The organism is Halorussus limi (assembly GCF_023238205.1).
GTDB lineage: Archaea > Halobacteriota > Halobacteria > Halobacteriales > Haladaptataceae > Halorussus > Halorussus limi.
Genome location: NZ_CP096659.1, coordinates 296467 through 318129 on the forward strand (window position 1 = coordinate 296467; position 21663 = coordinate 318129).

The following is a 21663-nucleotide window of genomic DNA, read 5'->3' on the forward strand; positions in this document are numbered from 1 at the left end:
AATCCGCCGCGGTCCGAGGCCTTATAACCGACGCCGCCCGAGTGTGTCGGCATGAGTGACGCTGGCACGGAGGGCGCGAGCGATTCGCCCGCGGGGGCGGCCCCGGCGGAACCGCGGGACGACGCGGATGTCGCCGAGTCGGAGTCCGGCGGCGCGGTCGCCGACGCCGAAGTCGTCGCGCCCGGCCCGGAAGTCGAGTCGAGCGAGGCCAGCGACGCCTTCGAGGCGCTGGGCAACGAGATCCGGATGGCCGTCCTCCGAGCGCTCGCGGGCGGCGCGAGTGGGGCAAACGCCGGCGAGAGCGACGCGGTCTCCGGTCGGACCGCGACCTTCTCGGAACTGTTCGAGGCCAGTCCCGCCGACACCACCGCGGGGTTCGCCTACCATCTCCGGCAGTTGACCGGCCTGTTCCTGCGTCAGACCGGCGAGGACGGCGACCGCTACGCGCTGACCTACGCCGGACGGCAGGTGGCCCGCGCCATCGCCGCCGGAACCTACACCGACCGGGTGTCGTTCGGTCCCGTGCCGACCGGCGACGCCTGCCCGCTCTGCGCGTCGGGGACGCTCGCGGCGGTCTGCGAGGCCAACTACGTCACCGTGGCCTGCGACGACTGCGGGCGCGGAGTCCTCACGCTCCCGTTCCCGCCGGGCGCGCGCCGGGACCGCGACCCCGAGCGCCTGCTCTCGGCGTTCGACCGCCACCACCGCCACCGCCTCTCGGTGATGTCCGACGGGGTCTGCCCGGAGTGCGCCGCGACGATGGACGCCGCGCTCGCACAACCGCCCGAGCCCGTGACCGAGCGCCTGCCCGACGCCGACGCCCGGCGCGCGCAGGTCCGCCTCGACTGCGCGCAGTGCAGGTGCCGACTCCACGCCCCCGTCACGCTCGCGGTCCTCGAACATCCCGGCGTCGTCGCATTCTTCCACGACCACGGCCTGAACGTCCGCGACCGGCCCATCTGGAACGTCGGCGACGAGTGGACCGAGACGGTGGTCGCCGACGAACCGTGGTGCGTCCGCGTCAGCGCGGAACTCGACGACGAGGCGCTGGACGTGTTCGTTGCCGGGGACTGCTCGGTGGCGGGGACGCGGCGGCGTCCCGCGGGCGAGGCCCGGCAGGCGTCGTAGTCCCGGGCAGACTCGCCTCGGCTACTGCTCGCGCTTGCTCGACCCGGCCGAACCGCCCTGATCGGACGATTCTAGCCGTATCAGAGGCTCTCGAATCTACTTTGTAGTACCGGGAGAGTATACAATATACGCTCGATAAACTGATAAAAGCGATACGAAATCGGCGGCTTCGAACGTAACGCGGACGCTCGTTCGGAACGCGCAACCGTGGCAGCGGTCGAGCGGGGGCGACGCCGAAGGGACCTGTCGAACCTGTTCCCGACCGATTTCGACTCACGACTGCGACTCGGCGTCTCGCTCGGTCGCTCGCGAATCCTACTCGCCCTGCTTGCGGAGTTGGTGGACGAGGTTGAGGTGGAGGAGGTGGAGGTGCATCCCGATACCGAACAGCAACAGCCCCATCCCCACGAAGATGAGCGGGAGCAACATCGCGTTTACCGCCGCGGCGACGCTGTCGAGATTCGCGGGGAGAACTGTGACCGCGGCCAGCAGGAACGCGCCTACGATGACGGCGAAGCCGGCTTTGACCAAGCGGGAGTACCGCCCGACTCGCTCGATTCGCTCCTCGATGTCCGCCTGACTCAGCGGTGACTGTTCGTCAGCCATCGCTTCCACGCTCCAGTCGTGCGGTCGCCATCGTCGGCGCTCCGGTCGAGACCTCCGTTGACATTCCGGAACACGTACAGGAGGCCGACAGTAGAAGCTTGTTGCCGGAACGAACGGGGTCGCTCGCGTCGTCGGTCAGGACGCCTGCGGACTCCCGCTCTCGTCGAGCAGTCCGAGCGAGTCGAGGGCGTTCCGGCGCTCGTCGGTCGGAAGTCGGCGATAGCCCGACTCCGCCGTCACCGTCGCCACCGCTACGTCAGCGGGCGAGAACGACGCATCGTCGGGCGCGGCGAGCGCATCCAGCGCGAGGTCCACGCTCGCGTCGAGGTCCGCGTCGGAGCGGTACTCGGCTTCGAGGAACTCCCGGATGACGGCGCTCTCGCGGCCGACCGCTGCGGCCTTCCACGCCGAGGGCGTCCCCGAGGGGTCGGTCTCGTAGAGCGCGGGCCGTCCGTCCGCCACGCCGCCGACGAGCAGGGCGGTCCCGAAGGGCCGCGCGCCGCCCGACTGCGTGTACTCCTGCACGTGGTCGGCGATTTCCTTCGCGAGCGGTTCGACGCCCATCGGTTCGTCGTAGGTCAGGCGGTCGCGCTGGGCGGTCTGACGGGCGAACTCTACGAGTTGTCGAGCGTCGGCCGCGTTGCCCGCCGAGGCGACCCCGAGGTGGCCGTCCACCTGATGGAGTTTCTCGACGCTCTCGGGGTCCATCAGCGGCGAGCGCACCCGACGTCGGGCCGCGAGGACGACGCCCTCGGCGGTCTCGACCCCGACGCTCGCGCTCCCGCGCTCGACCGCCTCGCGGGCGTACTCGACCTGATAGAGTCGCCCGTCGGGCGAGAAGATGCTGGTGCCCCGGTCGTAGGCGCGCTGGTCGCCCTCCATCAGGCCACCTCCCCGTCGCCGGCCGGAGAGTGCGATTCGGAGTCGTACAGTTCGGCCGGGTCGTCGCGGGCCTCGATAGTCACGCCCGACGTCGTCACCTCGGCGACGGTGACGCCGTTCCCGCTCGCGGTGTCGCGTTCGATGGCGCTCTCGACCGCGCGGGCCGCGGCGTTTGTCGCCGCCTCGGTAGAGAGGTCGGGACGGAACTCGCGTTCGAGGACGCCGAGCGCGAACTGGGTGCCGCTCCCCTTCGCGGCGTAGGGCGCTTCCATCACCGCGCCGCCGCCGTCGAGGTCGTAGACCTGCGGCCCCTCGTCGTCAACGCCGCCGAGGAGCGGCCGGACCATGCGGTACGGTCCGTCGCGGAGCAGGTTGCCCGCGAACGTGGCGAACGCGGCCACGCCCGGCGGGTCGCCGCGCCGAATCTCGTACCGGTCGGCCTGCGACCGGAGGCGGCGGGTGTAGTCCTGTATACTGCCCACCGCGCCCGAGAGCGCCACCGCGGCGGTCGGGTGGACTCCCTCGACTTTCCGGGTGTCCTTGCTCGTGACGAATCGGCCGCCCGCGCTCGCGCGCCGGTCGGCCATCACGACGACGCTGTCCGTCGCGGTGACGGCGACGACCGTCGTGCCGGTCTCGGTGAGGTCCGCGTCGGCGCTCGCCGTCGAGTCCGTTCGCGGTTCGGTTCGCGTTCCGTCGGTGGGGGGTCTGGCGTTCGGCATCGAAAACGGATAGGGGCCAGCCGCCGAAAAGTGTTAGCTAAAATATATTTTAGCCGGGGCGGTGGACGGAAGGTCGGACGCGCGGCGGACGCTCGGTGGAGGTGAAAATCAGACGCTCAGGGGAACTCGCGGAGCGACTGCAACACGTCGTCTATCGGTTCGTTCGTGATGGCCAGCGAGAACCCGTCGAGGCGGGCCATCTTCGGCGCGTGGTCCCAGAGGTCTTCCCGGTCGAGACCGTGGAGGACCACCGCGTTCGGCGTCGGGTTGACGACCCGCATCGCTACGAGGGGAGACTCGCCTCTGGTGACGTTCGTGAACATCAGCGCCCGGTTCGTACTCTGGCCGTAGAGTCGGTAGAACTCCTCGCTGGAGAGTCGCGTGATGGCCTCGATGCTGTCGATGACGGTGTGGCCGGTGACGTTTCGGTGGTCGCCCTGGGCGAGTTCGGTCGCGCCCACCGCGTCGTAGAACCGGTCGAGCGCGACCTGCGTCGGGTACTCCCGGAGGTCGTTGACGATGTCGCTCTCGAACCCGGCCGAGACGACCCGGACGTACTGCCGGATGCGGTCGCCGCCCCGTCGCTCGTCGATGTCGAGCAGCGCGTTCACGAGTCGGGAGACGACGCCGATACCCGGACTCTCCCGGCGGCCGCTCTCGTAGTCGCTGACGACCGACGACGACACGTCGAGGTGGTCGGCGAGGTCCGTCTGAGAGACCCCGAAGTCGGTGCGCCACTTCCGGAGGGTCGCGCCGGGGTCGTCGCTGAGCGTTATCTCGCCCGCGATACGCTCGGCGAGGTCCTCGCGGGGGTCGGTCGCTTCGGTCATGGTGGCGACTGCGCGAGTCTGGCGGAAAAGCGTATCGAAATCGGGGTTCGACGTTCGCCGAACAGGCCGGGAAACTGATATTGCGCCTCGGTCCCATGTGGCAATCGATGCCTTCGACGGTCGTTCACGTCGCACTCGCCGGACTCGTCGGGACCGCACTGCTCGCCGACCACTTCGACTGGAAGGCGGTGGTCGTCGTGATGGCGGCCGTGGCGCTGGTTGACTTCGACGTGTTTCTCGGGTTCTGGATAGCCGGCGCGCACCGCGCGGCGTTCCACACGCTCCTGTTGCCGTTCCTCGCGGGCGTCGCGCTCTGGTGGGACTCGACGCGCCGGGACCGGTCGCTCCTGCGTTCGCGGTGGGGCGCGCGCGGCGTCCGCGTCGCGTGGGTCAGCGTCTTCGCCGTCGTCTTCGCGGGCATCGGCCTCGACGCCTTCTTCAACGGCGCGAACCTGTTCTACCCGCTCCACGACCGGTTCTACACCTTCTCGGGCAAGGTCTTCTACTCGACCGAGGAGGGGTTCGTCCAGACGCTCGTGAACGTCGATTTCGGGGCGCTGGCCGACGCCGTGCTCCCCGACAAGACCGGCGGCGCGGGGGCTGACGCCGGGTCCGGCGGCGCGTCGGGTGGCAGTACCGGCGGGTCGGGCGGCGAGTCCGACACCGCGCGGACGACCGAGAACACCCACTACAGCACGGGCATCGACCCGACGAAGGGTGCCGAATCGGATAGCGTCGAGCGCCTGTTCCCCATCGCCTACACCGGCGAACGCGCCCTGCTCGCGCTGACCGGTTACTCGGTGGTTGGTCTCCGGGTCTGGATGGAGCGCCGGGAGTGAGCGAGCGACGAAGCCCGCCGACGCCGGCGCGCCACCGCGGTCCGCCGACGCCGAATCGACACCGACCGGGAGCGCCCGCTTCGCCTCTCGGTCGAACTCGCAATCGCTAACAGTCTCGTCCGTCAAGCCTCGGCCATGACCGACACGCGACTCCGACCGTACGACCCCGACCGGGACCCCCGCGACCTCTGGGACCTCAAGCGCGCCTTCGAGTTGGGACTCGGGTCGGGCACGGGCGGCGACGACAAGCGGGCCGTCTACGAGGAGAAACTCACCGAGGCGTACGGCGAGCGCTACCTCGACTGGGTGTTCTGGTGTACGAAGCACGACCCGCGGTGCGTGACCGTCGCCGAGGTCACGGACGGAGAGGGAATCACAGACGATTCCCAAAGCAACACAGACGATTCTCGAGAAACGGAAAACAAATCCGAGGACGGTTCCGACCCGGCGCTGGCGGGGTACGTCTTCGTCCTGCCCCAGCAGTTGGCGATGATTTGGGACGCCGCGGTCCTGAACGAGGTTTACGTCCGGCCCGAGTACCGCGGCACCGGAGTCGCCGACGACCTGATGGACGCCGCGGTGGCGGTGGCCGAGGACCAAGACCTCCCGCTCGACCGCCTCGTGCTGGACGTGGACCGCGAGAACGACCGCGCGCAGGCGTTCTACGACCGCCACGGCTTCGAACACTGGGGCGAGATGGTCGCCCGGAAGTTGGAGTAATCGTCTACCAGTCAGCGACCGTTCGCCGACGGGTTACCTCACTCGACGGTCCCCGAAAGGCTACTCCACCACGCTACTCAGCGCACCGCCGACGGCACCGAAGACCAGCGGATACACCGCGCCGGCGAGCAGAGTCGCGGTCACGGGGTCGGCCGCGATGGCGGCCCCGGTGTCGCCGACGCCGTGGGTGGCGACCAGCGCGACCCCGGCCGAGAGCGGGAGATAGCCGAGTGCGACTGCCGCGCCCGACTTCGCGCGTTCGACCGCACCGCCGGGCCGCCCGTAGCCAGCGACCGCTCCGGCCGCGAGCAGGAGGACGGCCGGGAGCGCGAGCAGGAGCGTCGAACCGCCCTCGCCGGTGGCGAAGTTCGCGGTCCGGGTCCGCCGGTCACGGTCGGGAATCGCGTGGCGACGAAGTGGGCGTTCAGAAAGAGCCACGAGACGCCCTTCCACGCGGGAACCGCCTCGCCGCCGAGCAGTTGCGAGACGTACCCGACACCCCGGAGCGCCTCCGAGACGGCCTGCGACTTCCAGACGTAGGTGACGAGATACCCGAGTAACCACGCGCCGACGCCCGCGACCGCTCCGCGGGTCAGCGTCGCGCGCCGCCACGCGTCGCCGGTCGTGAGAGACGTGTCTTCTGCGGTAGTCATAGTCGGGGCGTTCCGTCGATGGAGGGAGTATCTTGTGGCCGGACGACGGCGAAGTCGAACTCCGGCCGCCGCGCGGCGATTTCGCGCGACGATTCGCGGGATTCAAGAGCGGCGACTGGGAACACTCACCACATGATTCTGCGTGACGCCCGCGTCGTCGACGGGACCGGCGACGTACTCGAAGACGCCGCGCTCCGGTTCGACCCCGAATCGGGGCGCGTCGAGGCGGTCGGCGACGCCGACCCGCGAGAGAGCGAACCGACCTACGACCTCGACGGCCGGACCGTCGTTCCCGGACTGGTCGACGCCCACGTCCACTTCTCGCTGTCGGGCGAGGCCAGCGTGGCCGACGTGGTGTCGATGAGCGACGCCGAACTGATGCTGACCGAGACCGTCAACGCCCGCAAGACCCTCGAAGCCGGAATCACGGGCGTTCGGGCGATGGGCGCCCGCGACCTCGACGTGGTGCTGGCCGAACGCGTCGCCGCGGGCGACGTGCCCGGCCCGCGGATGGTCGCGAACTGCCGCTCTATCACCATCACTGGCGGACACGGCCACCACCTCGGCCGGGAGGTAGACGGCCCGACCGAGTGCCGGAAGGCGGTCCGCGAGCAGGTCAAGAGGGGCGCGCAGTTCGTCAAGTTCATGGCGACCGGCGGGGTCACGACGCCCGGTACGGACCCGAACGCGCCCGCCTTCACGCAGGAGGAGATGGACGCGCTGGTGGACGAGGCCCACCGCCGCGGGGTCCACGCCGCGGCCCACGCCCACGGCGCGGCGGGCGCGCAGGCGGCCATCCGCGCGGGCGTGGACACCATCGAACACGGCACGTTCCTCGACGAGGCGACCATCGACCTGCTCGTCGCCGAGGACGTGGTGCTGGTGCCGACGCTCTCGGCCCCGTACCGCATCGTGCGCAACGCCGACCACGCCACCGACGAGTCGCTCCAGAAGACGAACGACGTCTACGAGCGCCACATCGAATCGTTCGGGAACGCGGTCGAGGCGGGCGTGGACATCGTCGGGGGCACCGACGCCGGGACGCCGTTCAACTACCACGGCGCGAACGCGACCGAAATCTCGTTCATGGCCGAGTACGGGATGGACCCCCACGACGCGCTCGTGGCGATGACGGGCCGCGCGGCCGACGTAATCGGTCTCGACGGCGCGGGAACGCTCGAACCCGACTCGTTCGCCGACTTCCTCGTGCTGGACGAGGACCCCCTCGCCGACCTTGGCGCGCTCCGGGACCCCGAGACCGTCGTCAAGGGCGGCGAAGTCGTCGCCGGAGCGGCGTTCGATAGACTCGACTCCGACGCCGAATTCAGTGCGTGAAGACCAGTAGCCGGTCCTCCTCACGGACCGCGCAAAACCGGCCGTCGGGTCGGTTGAAACTGTTGTGACGCTTCTCAGAAATCAGCAGCTCCGCGAACGGGTCGCCGCAGGCCGGGCAGTCGAGGGCCTTCTTGTTCTCCCAGAGTTGGGTCTGGCCGGAGTCCTTGTGGAGTTTCAGCGCGTGGCGGTGGTCGTGAACGTCGAATCGCTCGGCGGTCATGTGGATTCGGTTCTGGTCAGTCCCCCTTCGTCGCTTCGCTCCACTGCTCGCGGGTGACGGTGTACCGAGAGACGTCTACCGGGCCGTCGGGCGAGGTCCCGTAGTTCCGGAGCAGGCCCTCGCGCTGGCCGCCGAACCGCTCGACGTACTTCTCGATGGCGCGCCGGGACTTGTCGTTGTCCGCGTGGTGTCGCACGGCCACGACGTCGAGGTCGAGGCGCTCGAACGCGACCCCCATCAGGGCGGCGGCGCGCTCGCCGGAGTAGCCCCGGCCCCAGAAGGGCTTGCGGAGCCACATCCCGAGAATCGCGGTCCGGCGCTCCCAGTCGGCGTGGAGTTCTGTCGCGCCCGCGATTTCGCCCGCGCCGTCCTCGCCCTCCTTCGGGCGAATCACGTAGGCGGCGTCCTCGCCCGCCTCGCGCGCGTCAGCGCGCGAGCGGAGGAAGTCCAGCGTCTCCTTCGGACTCTGATGGGGGTCCCACGGGAGGTACTCGGTTATCTCCTCGATGTGTGGATTCTGGTGGGAACTGTGACGATAGAACTCCAGCACGTCCACGTTCTCGGGCGTCAGCGCGGTCAGTTCCAACCGCTCGGTCGGGACCCGCTCCGGAAACATGATAGGTGCGTCGGAGGGCGGAGAGAAAAGCGTTGTCCGAGAGTGAGAATGGGTAACGTTCCAGCGGGATTGCGAGCGCCGCTTCGGCCTCCGACTCGCTCTCCGCAACCACTAAACGCCGCTCGCACCTACCGACTCCCAATGACCGACTGGACCGAGAAATATCGGCCCACCTCTCTCTCCGAACTCCGCGGGAACAACAAGGCCCGCGACGCCCTGAAGGAGTGGGCCCAGACGTGGGACGACCACAAGGACGCCGCCATCCTCCACGGAAGCCCCGGCGTGGGCAAGACCTCGGCGGCCCACGCGCTGGCCAGCGACATGGGGTGGCCGACCATCGAGTTGAACGCCAGCGACCAGCGGACCTCCTCGGTGGTCGAGAAGGTCGCGGGCGAGGCCGCCAAGTCCGGCACGCTGACCGGGGGCGGCGACGGCCGCCGGCTCGTCATCATGGACGAGGCCGACAACCTCCACGGCAACGTCGACCGGGGCGGGTCGAAGGCCATCACGGAGGTCGTCAAGGAGGCCGGACAGCCGATGGTCCTCATCGCCAACGAGTTCTACGACATGTCCAACACGCTTCGGAACGCCTGCGAGGAGATAGAGTTCCGGGACGTGCAGGCCCGGTCCATCGTGCCCGCGCTCCGCCACATCTGCAAGCAGGAGGGCATCGACTACGAGAAAGACGCCCTCCGGGCCATCGCCGACAAGAACGACGGCGACCTGCGCTCGGCGGTCAACGACCTGCAGGCCATCGCCGAGACCAGCGAGCGACTCACCGCCGAGGACGTGGAGGTGACGGGGGACCGCGACCGGACCAGCGGCATCTTCGACTTCCTCGACGCGCTGTTCAAGGAGGAGGACGCCCAGAGCGCGATTCGAGAGTCATACGACGTGGACGAGACGCCCGACGACATGCTGAACTGGGTCGAGGACAACGTGCCCAAGGACTACGAGGGCGCGGAACTCGCCACCGCCTACGACTTCCTCTCGAACGCCGACAAGTGGCTCGGGCGGGTCCGGGCCTCGCAGGACTACTCGCTGTGGCGCTACGCGGGCGACAACATCGCGGGTGGAGTCGCCGCCGCCCGACAGGGCGACAAGGGCGGGTGGACCCGCTACGGCCCGCCGAGTTACTGGCGAAAGCTCGGGAGTTCCAAGGGCAACCGGAACAAGCGCGACTACGTGGCCCGCAAAATCGCCGAGGCCGACGGCGTGAGCATGTCCACCGCGCGCCGGGAGATGCTGCCGTTCCTCTCGGCGATGACTCACCACTGCAAGAATCGGGACCTGACGATAGCGATGACCGCGAAGTACGACCTCGACGCCGAACACGTCTCGTTCGTCACCGGGTCGGGAAAGGACACCAACAAGGTCCAGAACATCGTGAAGTCGGCCGAAGAACTCCGGGAGGAGGCGGCCGTAGACCACTCCGGGGGCGCGTTCGAGGGAAGTCACGGGTCCCGGTCCGACGCCGGCGACGAAGCCGAGGAGTCGGACTCGGAGACCGAAGCGTCGGCGGAGGAGGCCGACGACGCGGAGGCCGAGGCCAGCGGGGACGACACCGACGACAACCAAGCGGGCCTGACCGACTTCTGAACCGAGCGCCGACCGTCGCCGTCGGGCGTTCGCTCGCTACCGCACGGGCCACACCAGTATCTCGCCGTCGGCCCTGACCGTCACGTCGTGGCCCTCGTACCGGAAACTGATGGACGTCTCAGTCTCGCGGTCGCGCATCGACGCGACGAACTCGTGGAGGGCGTCGGGGTCCATGTACTCGTACAGTGGCGCGAGTTCGGTCACGGAGACCCCGGTCGCCCGCGAGATGGCGCCGGTGACCGCCGAGTCGAGGGTCTCGCTCCCCGACCAGTCGGCCTGCACGCGCAGGGGTGTCTCGCTCTCGTACTCCACCGCGTCGACCGTGTGCGTTTCCGTCTTCGACATTGTGTCTCGCCGATTCTGGCAAGGACGGACAGGTGCTTCAACCCCCGAAACGCTGAAAGCCGATTGGTGGCTCTGAGCGCGGGTTGCTCCCGAGTTAACCCGGATTAAGCGCGCCAACTCCCTCCTAACCGGAGTAACGGCTCCCTACCGTCGAGAAACGAGCCGTGGAATCGCCTCGAATAGGGTAAGACGACCCAAAACGACACAATCCCTTTTTCCTTGCGCGTCGGACCTACGTGACGAATGGGGACGCGACAGTCCGCAGCGTTGCTCGCCGCGGTCCTCTGTCTGGTGGCCGCGGTCGGCACAGCCGTCGGCGGGGCGACCGCTATCGGCGTATCGGGCGGAGATACGGGCACGCTCGGCGACGTTACCGGCACGTCCAGTGTGGCCGCTGTCGGCACCGACGCGACGAGTGATGCGGTCGCTACCGACGCGACGAGCGGTGCGACCAGCGCGTCCGCGGTCACCGACCGGTTCGCAAGTACACGGACCCAGAGCCAGCGCGTCACTCCCGACACGGTCGTCCTCGACGTTCGGGTGTACGAGAACGGCTCCGCGAAGTGGGAAGTGGTCTACCGCACTCGACTCGACGACGCCCGGACGACCGCGGCCTTCCGGAGCTACAAGAACGACGTGCAGGCCAACTCGACGAAGTACAGCAGGCAGTTCGTCGAGCGCATGAACAGCACCATCCGGAGCGCCGAGCGGTCCACCGACCGGGAGATGTCCGGCACGAACTACTCGGTCAGCGCCGAGATTCGGGAGTTCCCCCAGCGCTACGGACTGGTCGTCTACTCCTTCCGGTGGCACGGCTTCGCTGCGGTCTCCGACGGTGAGATTCGGGTCGGCGACTCGCTGTCGGGGCTCATCCTCAACGAGAAGACCCGCCTGCTGGTCAAGTGGCCCGAGAAGTACGAGGCGACGACCGTCCGGCCTCGACCCGACTCCGGGTACGAGAAGCGCGAGAACGCGGTCATCTGGAACGGCCCCATCGAGTTCGCGGGTAACGAACCGCGCATCGTCCTGAGCGCGCCCGGCACGGGCGTCCCGAGCGTGCCGTGGACGCTGGTGGCCACGGGGGCCGGTGGACTCGTGCTCGTCGCGGCGCTCGCGGCCGGTGGCTGGTGGCTCTACCGCGACCGGGAGGACCCGACCCCGGACCCGGACGACGAACCGCCCGAGGACCTGCTGAGCAACGAGGAGCGGGTCCTCCGACTGCTCGAACGCCGCGGGGGTCGGGTCAAACAGCGCGCGGTCGTGAACGAACTCGACTGGACCGAGGCCAAGACGAGTCAGGTGGTCGGGAGCCTGCGCGAACAGGGGAAGATAGAGAGCTTCAGGCTAGGTAGGGAGAACGTACTCGCGCTGCCGACCGAACAACAGGAGTCCTGAAACACCCTTAATTCGGCTAAATCCGGATTCAGCGACGGCGGGTTATTGACCGTGGCGCGCGTCGAGACTACCCATGAAGCCGACGTTCGTCCTCCTCTTCGCCGCGGTGGGACTGGCCTGCGTAACCGGAGCGGCGGTGGCCGACGCCGACCACTCCGCGCGACCCGCGACCGACGCCGAACACCCCGACTGGCCGGGCGGGGAGACGACGAACCAGAGCGACGACGCGGACGACAGCGCGAATGACGGTACGCCGGACGGCGACGCGACGACCGGTCTCTCGCCGGGCCAGCAACTCACCGGCGCGGTCGGCGCGCAGGGCGCGTCCGTTCAGGGAGAACTCCTGAACCGGTCGCTGTCGGCGCGACTGTCGAACGCGACGACACCCGCAGAGCGCGCCGAGGTGATCGCCGACGAGACCGAGTCGATGGCCGCGTACCTCGACGGACTCGAAGGCGTCCGGGAGAACCTCACCGAGTCGTGGGAGACCGACGAACTCTCCGAGGGCGAGTACCGGGCCGCGCTCACCGAGTTCGTCGTCCGCGCCCGGACCGTCGAGCGCAGGGCCAACCGGACCGCGCGGGCGGCCGAGAACCTGTCGGAATCGACGCGCCGCATCTACGGCGTCAACACGACGCGCATCTGGAACCTCAGCGAGCGAGCGCACGCGCTCTACCAGTTCGAGAACGCTATCGGGCGCGAGGTCGTCAACGAGACGCTCGACAACGGGAGCGACCGCCGCAGGTTCCCTATCGCGGACGACCGGTCGGTCTGAGGGGTCGCGGGGCGTGAGTCGTCGCCGGTCAGTCCGACACGGGCGTCCTGCCGACGCTCCGACCTGGTCGGGCGAGCGGCGGGCGCTCGCTCTGACGCGTCCGGGTCCGGTGTAGAGCTTTGCTGTACGGAAGTCGTTCGAGTACGGATAGATTTTCGCGTCCGAAGCAGGACGCAACGCCCTCCGGGCGTCAGGTCGGGTCTGCGGGGCGTAAGAGAATCCGTACGCGACGGGAAAACCCCCAGACCGCTCGGTCCCTCGAACCGCTCTCAGTAAGGGAAGATTTCGAAGCCCTGCGGCAGAACGAACCCGAGCAGTAGGAAGAGACTCCCCGCGATAGTCGCGGTGATGACCGCGTAGGGAATCTGGGTCCGGACGTGGACGAGGTGGTCGCTCCCGGCGGTCGAGGACGCGAGTACCGTCGTGTCCGAGATGGGCGAGGCGTGGTCGCCGAAGATGCCGCCGCTGAACACCGCGCCGAGAACGAGCGGCAGGTTCGCGCCGGTCGTGAACGCCACCGGAATGGCGATGGGGAACATGATGCCGTAGGTGGACCACGAACTCCCGTCGGCGAAACTGATGCTCGCGGTGGTGAGGAACACGAGCAGGGGAATCACCGCGGACGGGACGCCTCGGAACCAGTCGGTGACGAAGTTCGAGATGCCCAGCACGGTGACGCTGTTCTGGATGGACGACGCGAGCATCAGGATGAGCGCCGCGAGGAAGATGCCCTTGAAGCCGTGGACCATCGCGTCGGTCGCGTCGTCGTTGCTCGGGATGTCGCCGCGCAGGCGGTAGAGGACCGCCGCGACGACCAGCGCCGCCGTCGCCGCGAGTCCCAACTTGACGCCGCCGATGTTGAACGCCCACTCGCCCGCGGGCGGGAGCATGAGCTGGTAACCCCCGAGCGCGAACAGCAGGTTCTCGGGTTCGCCGGGCACGTGAACCACGGGACTCCCGCGCCAGAACATCGCGCCGAGACCGACCGCTATCATCACCGCGACCGGCACCGCGAAGTTCCGCCAGTCGGGCGTCGCGGCGTCGGCCATCTCGTAGCGGTCCATCTCCTCGGATATCATCGGGTCGTGGTCCTCGCCGACGACGCCGTCCCCGGCGCGAGCGCGTTCCTCCTCGCGCTTCATCCCGAGGATGTTCGGGAAGACCTGCCACGCGACCAGCGCGGCGATGATGAGCGCGACCCACGAGTAGAACCCGAAGAAGAGGCTGTTGAAGAACAGCGGCCAGATTTCGGCCGTGACCGCGGTCGGGCCGTCGCTCCCGGCCGTCACGAACCCGCTCATCGCCTGCGGAAGCACGTCCTGACTCGCGGCGGACTCGAGCCCCGCGCCGATGAAGCCGATGAGCGCCGCGCCCCACGTCGAGTAGAACGCGAGGCGCGCGGCCGGACTCCCCGCCGAGTCCACGTAGTAGGCCAACTTCGCCCGCGAGACGTTGTACTTGTCGGTCAGCGGACGCATCATCGACCCGACCACCAGACAGTTGAAGTAGTCGTCGATGTGGACCGCGATTCCCGCGATGTAGGCCGCCTTCTCGGCGTCCGCCGGGGAGTCGGCCCACTCGGCGAGCGCTTCGAGGACGCCCTGAATCGCGCCCGCCCGAATCATCAGGCCTATCATCCCGCCGATGGCGAAGATGGCGAGCAGGACGTTCTCGACGTACCACGCGGAACTGAACAGCGGTGCGGTGGCGACGAGCGTCGGAATCAGTTTCAGGCCGAACAGCGCGCCGAGGAGGTTTCCTGTCGTGACCGGACCGACCGTCAACCACGGGGTTTGTACCTGCGAGACGAGCACTTGACCCACCATGTCCGGCGGCACGCCGACCGCGGCCGCGCCCGGTTTCAGCGCGCCGTAAATCGGGCCGGCGCTCGCTACGCCGACGAACAGGCCGATGAGCGCGTCTCGGGTCGTCCACGCCAGCGTGATGGCGAGAATCGCTGGGACGAGCGACCAGACGCCGGCGTCGATGCTTTCGAGAGCCATACCCAATCGGTGGCAGTCGGTGCCACATATGGGTTGCGACTGAAAGAAACGCTCTGCCGTCTGAATTTCAGGAAAACCAAGGGGTTGGCGTTTCCAGACCGGCGAGGCGTTCACGCCCCGACCGACAGCACGCACCGGAAGGGTCGCGGACCGGCAAAACGAGTTGGCCCGTCCGGTTCCGGTTCCGGTTCGACGGTTCGGCTACCGGTCTCGGCCCTCGACGTCGCCGATGCCGGGGATGGCGAACCGCCGTTCGACGAACGACATCAGCTTCGACGCCGAGAGGACGAGACCGAGGTAGAGCAGCGCGGCGAACGCGTACATCGTGGTGAACTCGAACGTCTCCGACGCGATGGCGTCGGCGCGCTCGAACAGTTCGGGGACGGTGATGAACGCCGCCAGCGACGAGTACTTGATGAGGTAGACCAGTTCGTTCGACCAGCCCGGGATGGCGTAGCGAAGCCCCTGCGGGAGGACGACGTGGCGAATCCCCGCGAGTTTCGACATCCCGACGGCGCGGGCCGCGGTCAACTGCCCGGAGTCGACGCTCTCGATGGCCGCCCGGATGTACTCCGACTGGTAGGCCGACCCGTTGATGGTGAAGCCGATGATGGCGACCCAGACGGCCTGCCCGGGGACGATGCCGACGCCGACCAGCGGGAGTTCGCGTATCCACGCCGACAGCCCCATGCCGTAGTAGAGGACGAACAGTTGGGCCAGCAGCGGCGTCCCGCGGATGAGTTCGGTGTAGGCCAGCGAGAGCCACGCCGTCTTCTCGCCGTACACCCGCGCGACCGCGAGCGGAACCGCGAGGACGAACCCCAGCGCGATGGTGGTGACGGTCAGTACGACGGTCAGCCACGCGCCCTTCGCCAGCGCGGGCAGCGCCGACGCGCCGGTCGCGAGGAACGAGAACAGCCCCGCGACCTGTGCGAGGGGCCACCCGAGGACGCCGAGCGCGTCGGCCGCCGCCGACAGCGACTCGGCGACTCCGGCGAACGTCGCGGCCGGAATTAGCGGTTGGCCGGGCGGAACGACGGCCCCGCCGAGCAGCCAGTCGTTGACCCACCGGAAGACCAGCCACCCCCAGAACAGCGCCGCGGCCCCGACGCCGAGCCACTGGCGGAGTCCGTACGACCGCCAGCGCGGGGCCGCCGTCGCGCGTCGAGTCACGTCACTCATGGTCGCCGTGGACCTCGTCGAGGCGACCGAGGAACTCCCCGGTCCGCGCCTGCTCGGGGCTCTCGAACAACTGTTCGGGCGGGCCGCGCTCGACGATGTTGCCGTCTTCGAGGAAGGTGACGGTGCTGGCCGCCGACCGTGCGAACCCCATCTCGTGGGTGACGACCAGCATCGTCATTCCGCGCTCGACCAAGTCGCGCATCACACCGACCACCTCGCCGATGAGTTCGGGGTCGAGCGCGCTGGTCGGTTCGTCGAACAGCATCAGTTTGGGTTCCATCGCCAGCGCCCGGGCGATGCCGACCCGCTGTTTCTGGCCGCCCGACAGCTCCGCCGGGTAGGAGTCAGCCTGCGCCGCGAGTCCGACCATCTCGAGGTGTTCGTCGGCCACGCTCCGGGCCTCCTCCTTGGAGAGTCCCTTGACTCGCCGCAGACCGAGCGTGATGTTCTTGCGGGCTGTCAGGTGCGCGAACAGGTTGAAGTCCTGAAACACCATGCCGACGTCCCGCCGAAGCTGGTTCACGTCCGCGTCCGGACCCGTCGTACTCTCCCCGTCGAGGTAGATGTCGCCGGAGTCGTACTCCGTGAGGCGGTTGACACACCGCAGGAGCGTGGACTTCCCGCTCCCGCTGGGACCGACGACGACTTCGACGTCTCCCCGGTCCATTTCGAAGCTCACGTCCCGGAGGACGCGTTCGTCACCGTAACTCTTCGAGAGGTTCTCGACGCGTAGCAGACTCATGTGGAATCACCTGTTGGAATCGCGAAGACGCTGCCGACGTAGTCCAGCGTCCGGTTGGTGGCGAACGTCAGCACGAAGTACACCGCGCTGGCGAACAGGATGACCTCCAGCACGGCGTTGGTGTTCTGGACGAACAGGTCGTTGCTTCGGGTCAGCAGTTCCGAGAGACCGATGGCGAACGCGACGCTCGTGTCCTTGAGGACGATGGTGAACTCGTTCTGGAAGCCCGGAATCGACCGGCGCAGCGCCTGCGGGACGACGACGTGGCGAATCGCTCGGAGCCGAGACATCCCGACGGCGCGAGCGGCCTCCATCTGTCCCTCGCCGATGCTCTGTATCGCGCCGCGGAATATCTGGGACTGATAGGCCGCGCTCCGCAGTCCGAGACCGAGGACGGCCGCGGCGAACGCGCTCTCGATGGGCGTGCCGAAGTAGGCGAACAGCAGGATGACGACGATGGGCGTCCCCCGGAGGACGACGCCGACGCTCTCGACCGCACCGCTGGCGTACCGACCGCCGTACACCTCGACGGCCCCCGCCGGGAATCCGGCGAGGAAGCCGAGCAGGATGCTGGCGGCCGTCAGCGCGACGGTCAGCACTATCCCGCCGAACAGATACGACAGGTTGTCGGCGACGAACGCCCAGTCGCCCGACAGCAGCGGAGTCACCACGGCTCTACGAGTCGCTGAACCACTTGTTTCGGATCTCGGTGTACTTGCCGCTGTCGCGAACGGCTTTCAGCCCGTTGTTGAGGGCCTTCTGAACGTCGCTGTCGCCCTGTCGCACGCCGAAGCCGTACTTCTCGCCGGTCTCGTAGGTGAACGCGATGGAGACGTCGCGCTCGCTCTGGAACGTCTTGGCGACCGGCTTGTCGATGACGATGGCGTCGATGTTGCCGTTCACGAGGTCCTCGACTGCCAGCACGTAGCTTCCGTAGGAGTTGTAGTTCGACTCCTTCAGTTTGCCCTTCGCAATCAGTTCGTCCTTGATGATGCCCTCGCCCGTGGTCCCCTTCTGGGCGCCGACGGGGTGGCCCGAGAAGTCGCCGAGTTTCGACGGCGAGAAGTCGCCGCCCTTGCGCACGAGTATCGACTGGTCGGCGCTGTAGTAGGGGTTCGAGAAGTCGATTTTCTTGTCGCGCTTCTCGTTGATGGTCATCGCGCCCGCGATGACGTCGATTTTCTCGCTACTGAGCGCGGGCATGAGTCCCTTGAACTCGAACTCCTCCCACCCCGAGAGCGTGTACTCGCTCTCGGAGACGACCGCCTCCAGCAGGTCGATGTCGAAGCCGACGAGTTCGCCGCCCTTCTTCATCTCGAACGGGGGGAACCCGGGTGCGGTACCGGCGGTTAGCTTCTTGTTGCCGCCGCCGCTTCCGGTGATGCTACCGATACAGCCAGCGGTTCCGGTCAGCCCTGCGACGCCGCTCGCACCGACGACCTTGACGTAGGTACGACGGTCCATATCGACGGAAGTTCTGCGTTCCATACTGGCATAGGAGGAAGACTACGCTTTTGAACCTTTCTCACCCGTTCGCCCGTTCAAAATTTGCGAGAACCGGGTTACGTACCGTCATTTCGTCGGTAATAATACGCATATTGACGCTTTCAGGTAGCGTCGCTAGATGCGACAATCGGGTTCCCGAGGTTGCAGTCGGCGAGTGATAGCCGAAGGAGAGAGGCGATAGTCGCAGGGACGAGTGTAAGTTGGAGACGACGAACGGCAGGCCGCCGGACCGGCGACCCGAGCAGTCCAGCGCCTCGCGCTACAGCACGCGTTGGAGGAACTGCTTGGCCCGGTCGGTCTCGGGGTGGTCGAAGAACTCGTCGGGAGGTCCTTCCTCCACGATGCGGCCCTCCGACATCAGCACCACGCGGTCGCCGACTTCGCGGGCGAACCCCATCTCGTGGGTGACGACCAGCATCGTCATCCCCTCCTCGGCGAGTCCCCGCATGACTCCCAACACCTCGCCGACGAGTTCGGGGTCGAGCGCGCTCGTCACCTCGTCGAACAGCATCACCTCGGGGTCCATCGCCAGCGCCCGAGCGATGGCGACCCGCTGTTTCTGGCCGCCAGACAACTCGGCGGGGAACGAGTCGAGTTGGTCGCCGAGACCGACCTCTTCGAGCAGGTTCTCGCCGCGCTGTCGGGCGTCGGCCTCCGAGAGACCTCGGACCCGAACCGGCGCGAGCGTGACGTTCTGGAGCGCCGTCTTGTGCGGGAAGAGGTTGAAGTGCTGGAACACCATCCCGACCTTCTGACGGAGTCGATTCACGTCCACGCCGGGTGCGGTGATGGCCTCGCCGGCGATTCGGACCTCGCCGTCCTGAATCTCTTCGAGTCGGTTCACGCACCGCAGGAGCGTTGACTTTCCACTTCCGCTGGGCCCGACGATGACCACGACCTCCTGTTCCTCGACCGCGAGGTCGATGTCCTTGAGGACGTGGGCGCTCCCGAAGAACTTGTCCACGCCGTCGAACTCGACCATCGGTTGGCCGACCGCGAGGTCGTCGGTCGTCATCTCGCTCCGGTCGCTCATCGGCGCTCACCCCACCCGAACCGCTCGCGGAGTCCGCCGGACTCCTCGTCGTCGCCCGTCCCCCACTCGGCGCGGTCTTCGAGATACTGGACGGTCCGCATCAGCGGGAGCGTGATGGCCAGATACGTCACCGCGACGAGGACGATGGGCGTCCACGCGTCGAACTGGTTCGAGTTTATCTCCCGAAACACGGTGATTATCTCGGGGAACGCGATGACGGTCAACAGCGACGTGTCCTTGACCAGAATCACCTGGTCGTTGCCGATGGCCGCCAGCGCGTTGCGCCACGCCTGGGGCAGGATTATCTCCCGCATCGAATCGACGTACGACATCCCGAGCGACCGGGCGGCCTCCATCTGGCCCTCCGCAACCGCGTTGATGCCGCCCTTCACCGCCTCGCCGACGTACGCGGCGTGGTTCAGCGTCAGCGCGATGACGGCCGTGATGAACGTCCAGTCGACGACCAGAACCTCCGGGACGACGACGTACCCCTCCGAAATCGGGAACTCCCCCGGCGGCCACAGCGACGGGATGCCGAGGTAGATGATGAACAGTTGGAAGAGCAGCGGCGTCCCCCGAAAGAACTGGACGTACGCGGTGGCGATGGCGTGAGTGACCGAGGTGCGCGACACTCGACCCAACCCCACGAACACCCCGGCGGTGACCGCGAGGACGCTGGAGATGACGACCACGACCACCACGCGGACGAACGCGACGACGAATCGGGGCACCACCGAGAACAGCAGGTCGTAGTTCACGTACTCCAGCAGGATGAGCGCGATGAATCCGAGGATGACCGCGGTGAACACCAGCGCCACCGCCATCCCGGCCCACTTGACGCGCTCGTCGGTCAGGTACCCCTCGTCGGCCGCGGTTTCGCCGCTTCGCTCCTCGGCGTACGTCCCCGCCATCCGGAATTACCCGCCGTTCGTGGTCGTTTCGGTCGCGTTCCCGGCGGTTCCGTTGGCCGCGGTCGTCCCGTTCCCGGCAGTTCCGTTGGCCGCGGTCGTCCCCGGTGCCGGACGCGCACGTGAGAGAATCGCCTGCGGCGGTTCGCCGGTGAAGTACTCCTTGTAAATCTCCGCGTACCGGCCGCTCCCGATGACCGCGTTGAGCGCCTCGTTGACCTGCCGGCGGAACTCGTCGTCGTCTTGCCGGAAGGCGATTCCGTAGCGTTCGACCGTCAGCGTGAGATAGGGCGGCGCGCTCTCGAACTCCTGGGCGGCCTGCCCCTCGCCCTCCAGCATGACGATGCTGTCGCGCTCGTCGGCGTACTGGAGGTTGACCGCGTTGTCGTTGATGACCGCCGCGGCCTGATTGTTCAGCAGGGCGTTGAACGCGCCCGGAATCTGGTCGTAGCTGTCGATGTTGAGGTTGCCGTTGAGTCGTTTCTTCAACTGTTGGGCGGCGGCCTCTCCGGTCGTCCCCTTCTGGACCGCGACGGTCTTCCCTTCGAGGTCCTCGACGCTCTGGACGTCGCTCCCTTTCAGGATAGCCACCGTCTGGTACGCGATGAAGTACGGTTCCGAGAAGTCGACTTGCTGGTCGCGCTGGTCGTTGATAGTCATCGCCGACATGATGATGCGGAAGTTCCCGTTGTTCAGACTCGGGATGATGGTGTCGAACCCGGTCTGGACGAACTCGTACTCCCGGCCCAGTTCCTGGAAGATGGCGTCGGCGAGTTCCACGTCGAACCCGGTCAGTTCCCCGCTCTGGGTCCGGTACTCGAACGGCTTGTACGGGATGTCAGAGCCGATTCTGACGACCCCTTCGTCCTGCGCTCCGGCGAATCCTCCCAGCGAGAGACCGCCGACGATTCCTGCACTCCCCTTGACAAACGACCGCCTGTCGATGTCCATGTGTTTTCCCCCAACCTTGCGTCTACGCGATACTACATAACCGTGGCGCGAAACGTCTACGTTCGGAGGAGAGAGCCGCTAAATTCGATTAATCGTCGCTCGGATAGCCGGCGGCCGCGTCGGCCGACCGGGAGTCGGGTGCGCCCGCGGCCTCGTAGGACCACAGCGTCGTGGCGAGCAGGGCCCCGAAGATTACCAGCGCCGCGGTGTGGTGGGCGACCTGCACCAGCGGCGTGTAGACGAACACCGTCGCGCCGCCGAGGACGACCTGAATCGGCGTGACCGCCAGCGCGAGCGTCGCCGCGCCCCGGATGCGCTTCTCGGCGGTGTACTTCCACGACCCGACGGCGGTCCCGAGGATGAAGAACCCGGTTATCATCGCGACGAGACGGTGGAACCACTCGACGAAACTCGGCCACGTCTGCGGAATCAGGCCGCCGTCGCAGAAGGGCCACTGGGCCGAGCAGGACAACCCCGCGCCCATCGCGGCGGTGTAGACGCCGAGCAGGATGAGCGCGAACGTGAGGCCGGTCGTGACCCCGGCGAGGTGGCGGAACCGGACCATCAGCGGACGCCTCCCAGTCGGAATGTATGGACTTGCACGGTTGGAACTCCCCTTGCCGGAGATTTCGACCGGTCGTACTTAGGTCTGTTCGACTTCGCCTCGGCGGCA

Annotated in this window: 22 protein-coding genes and 2 pseudogenes; 7 read left to right on the top strand and 17 right to left on the bottom strand. The window is 67.6% G+C overall.

Annotated elements, in window-relative coordinates:
- Positions 1 to 51: 51 nt before the first annotated feature.
- Complete coding sequence (locus M0R89_RS01520) at positions 52 to 1128, top strand: DUF7351 domain-containing protein (RefSeq protein ID WP_248650808.1); 1077 nt, start codon at positions 52 to 54, stop codon at positions 1126 to 1128.
- A gap of 315 nt (positions 1129 to 1443) precedes the next feature.
- Here M0R89_RS01520 and M0R89_RS01525 read toward each other — a convergent pair whose 3' ends face one another.
- The 4 genes from M0R89_RS01525 to M0R89_RS01540 form a co-directional block, all read right to left on the bottom strand.
- Entirely contained in the window at positions 1444 to 1734 is a 291-nt protein-coding gene (locus M0R89_RS01525; protein ID WP_248650809.1) for a hypothetical protein, read from the bottom strand.
- 135 nt (positions 1735 to 1869) lie between these two features.
- Positions 1870 to 2616: an archaeal proteasome endopeptidase complex subunit alpha gene (gene psmA / locus M0R89_RS01530; RefSeq protein WP_248650810.1), complete on the bottom strand. Its 747-nt coding sequence runs from the start codon at positions 2614 to 2616 to the stop codon at positions 1870 to 1872.
- Positions 2616 to 3338 (bottom strand): Ntn hydrolase family protein, encoded by a 723-nt coding sequence (locus M0R89_RS01535; protein WP_248650811.1) that lies wholly within the window; start codon positions 3336 to 3338, stop codon positions 2616 to 2618. Before M0R89_RS01535 ends, psmA begins: the two co-directional genes overlap by 1 nt.
- Before the next feature lie 116 nt (positions 3339 to 3454).
- A complete protein-coding gene (locus M0R89_RS01540; RefSeq protein WP_248650812.1) occupies positions 3455 to 4168 on the bottom strand; it encodes a helix-turn-helix domain-containing protein in 714 nt (237 codons plus the stop codon).
- Positions 4169 to 4275: 107 nt separating this feature from the next.
- On the opposite strand from M0R89_RS01540, the gene M0R89_RS01545 reads away from it, so the two are divergent.
- Together M0R89_RS01545 and M0R89_RS01550 are read left to right on the top strand one after the other, a co-directional pair.
- Positions 4276 to 5007 (top strand): metal-dependent hydrolase, encoded by a 732-nt coding sequence (locus tag M0R89_RS01545; RefSeq protein ID WP_248650813.1) that lies wholly within the window; start codon positions 4276 to 4278, stop codon positions 5005 to 5007.
- 135 nt (positions 5008 to 5142) lie between these two features.
- Complete coding sequence (locus M0R89_RS01550; RefSeq protein WP_248650814.1) at positions 5143 to 5727, top strand: GNAT family N-acetyltransferase; 585 nt, start codon at positions 5143 to 5145, stop codon at positions 5725 to 5727.
- A 60-nt stretch (positions 5728 to 5787) separates the two neighbouring features.
- Here the strand turns inward: M0R89_RS01550 and M0R89_RS23615 are convergent.
- Positions 5788 to 6380 (bottom strand): annotated as a pseudogene (locus M0R89_RS23615) (DUF7978 family protein).
- A gap of 132 nt (positions 6381 to 6512) precedes the next feature.
- Between M0R89_RS23615 and M0R89_RS01560 the strand changes: the two are divergent.
- Positions 6513 to 7715 (top strand): metal-dependent hydrolase family protein, encoded by a 1203-nt coding sequence (locus M0R89_RS01560; protein ID WP_248650816.1) that lies wholly within the window; start codon positions 6513 to 6515, stop codon positions 7713 to 7715.
- On the opposite strand, the gene M0R89_RS01565 is transcribed toward M0R89_RS01560, so the two are convergent.
- Both M0R89_RS01565 and M0R89_RS01570 read right to left on the bottom strand, forming a co-directional pair.
- Positions 7705 to 7935, bottom strand: a complete 231-nt coding sequence (locus M0R89_RS01565) for a DUF7385 family protein (protein ID WP_248650817.1) — start codon at positions 7933 to 7935, stop codon at positions 7705 to 7707. The genes M0R89_RS01560 and M0R89_RS01565 overlap by 11 nt on opposite strands.
- Before the next feature lie 16 nt (positions 7936 to 7951).
- Positions 7952 to 8551, bottom strand: coding sequence for a GNAT family N-acetyltransferase (locus tag M0R89_RS01570; RefSeq protein ID WP_248650818.1), 600 nt, complete (start codon positions 8549 to 8551; stop codon positions 7952 to 7954).
- A 141-nt stretch (positions 8552 to 8692) separates the two neighbouring features.
- On the opposite strand from M0R89_RS01570, the gene M0R89_RS01575 reads away from it, so the two are divergent.
- On the top strand, positions 8693 to 10150 hold the full coding sequence (locus M0R89_RS01575) for a replication factor C large subunit (protein ID WP_248650819.1): 1458 nt from the start codon (positions 8693 to 8695) through the stop codon (positions 10148 to 10150).
- 36 nt (positions 10151 to 10186) lie between these two features.
- Here M0R89_RS01575 and M0R89_RS01580 read toward each other — a convergent pair whose 3' ends face one another.
- The gene (locus tag M0R89_RS01580) at positions 10187 to 10495 is read right to left on the bottom strand and encodes a HalOD1 output domain-containing protein (RefSeq protein WP_248650820.1); all 309 of its coding nucleotides are present in this window, start codon (positions 10493 to 10495) and stop codon (positions 10187 to 10189) included.
- Between the two features lie 243 nt (positions 10496 to 10738).
- Here M0R89_RS01580 and M0R89_RS01585 point away from each other — a divergent pair, with 243 nt between their 5' ends.
- Both M0R89_RS01585 and M0R89_RS01590 read left to right on the top strand, forming a co-directional pair.
- The gene (locus M0R89_RS01585) at positions 10739 to 11890 is read left to right on the top strand and encodes a helix-turn-helix transcriptional regulator (protein WP_248650821.1); all 1152 of its coding nucleotides are present in this window, start codon (positions 10739 to 10741) and stop codon (positions 11888 to 11890) included.
- A 73-nt stretch (positions 11891 to 11963) separates the two neighbouring features.
- Entirely contained in the window at positions 11964 to 12665 is a 702-nt protein-coding gene (locus M0R89_RS01590; RefSeq protein WP_248650822.1) for a DUF7096 domain-containing protein, read from the top strand.
- Between the two features lie 269 nt (positions 12666 to 12934).
- Here M0R89_RS01590 and M0R89_RS01595 read toward each other — a convergent pair whose 3' ends face one another.
- The 9 genes and pseudogenes from M0R89_RS01595 to M0R89_RS01635 form a co-directional block, all read right to left on the bottom strand.
- A complete protein-coding gene (locus M0R89_RS01595; RefSeq protein ID WP_248650823.1) occupies positions 12935 to 14668 on the bottom strand; it encodes a Na+/H+ antiporter NhaC family protein in 1734 nt (577 codons plus the stop codon).
- 201 nt (positions 14669 to 14869) lie between these two features.
- The gene (locus M0R89_RS01600; RefSeq protein WP_248650824.1) at positions 14870 to 15850 is read right to left on the bottom strand and encodes an amino acid ABC transporter permease; all 981 of its coding nucleotides are present in this window, start codon (positions 15848 to 15850) and stop codon (positions 14870 to 14872) included.
- On the bottom strand, positions 15843 to 16592 hold the full coding sequence (locus tag M0R89_RS01605; RefSeq protein WP_303657508.1) for an amino acid ABC transporter ATP-binding protein: 750 nt from the start codon (positions 16590 to 16592) through the stop codon (positions 15843 to 15845). Before M0R89_RS01605 ends, M0R89_RS01600 begins: the two co-directional genes overlap by 8 nt.
- Positions 16589 to 17263 carry an amino acid ABC transporter permease gene (locus M0R89_RS01610; protein WP_368408849.1) on the bottom strand — a complete coding sequence of 225 codons (675 nt, stop codon included), beginning with the start codon at positions 17261 to 17263 and terminating at the stop codon, positions 16589 to 16591. Before M0R89_RS01610 ends, M0R89_RS01605 begins: the two co-directional genes overlap by 4 nt.
- A 4-nt stretch (positions 17264 to 17267) precedes the next feature.
- The gene (locus M0R89_RS01615; RefSeq protein WP_248650825.1) at positions 17268 to 18080 is read right to left on the bottom strand and encodes a basic amino acid ABC transporter substrate-binding protein; all 813 of its coding nucleotides are present in this window, start codon (positions 18078 to 18080) and stop codon (positions 17268 to 17270) included.
- Between the two features lie 277 nt (positions 18081 to 18357).
- Positions 18358 to 19131: an amino acid ABC transporter ATP-binding protein gene (locus M0R89_RS01620; RefSeq protein WP_303657509.1), complete on the bottom strand. Its 774-nt coding sequence runs from the start codon at positions 19129 to 19131 to the stop codon at positions 18358 to 18360.
- Positions 19128 to 20042 (bottom strand): amino acid ABC transporter permease, encoded by a 915-nt coding sequence (locus M0R89_RS01625; RefSeq protein ID WP_248650826.1) that lies wholly within the window; start codon positions 20040 to 20042, stop codon positions 19128 to 19130. Before M0R89_RS01625 ends, M0R89_RS01620 begins: the two co-directional genes overlap by 4 nt.
- Positions 20043 to 20186: 144 nt before the next feature.
- Positions 20187 to 20984, bottom strand: a pseudogene (locus tag M0R89_RS01630) (basic amino acid ABC transporter substrate-binding protein); the annotation flags it as partial.
- A gap of 94 nt (positions 20985 to 21078) precedes the next feature.
- Positions 21079 to 21555, bottom strand: coding sequence for a COX15/CtaA family protein (locus tag M0R89_RS01635; protein WP_248650828.1), 477 nt, complete (start codon positions 21553 to 21555; stop codon positions 21079 to 21081).
- Between the last annotated feature and the right edge of the window lie 108 nt (positions 21556 to 21663).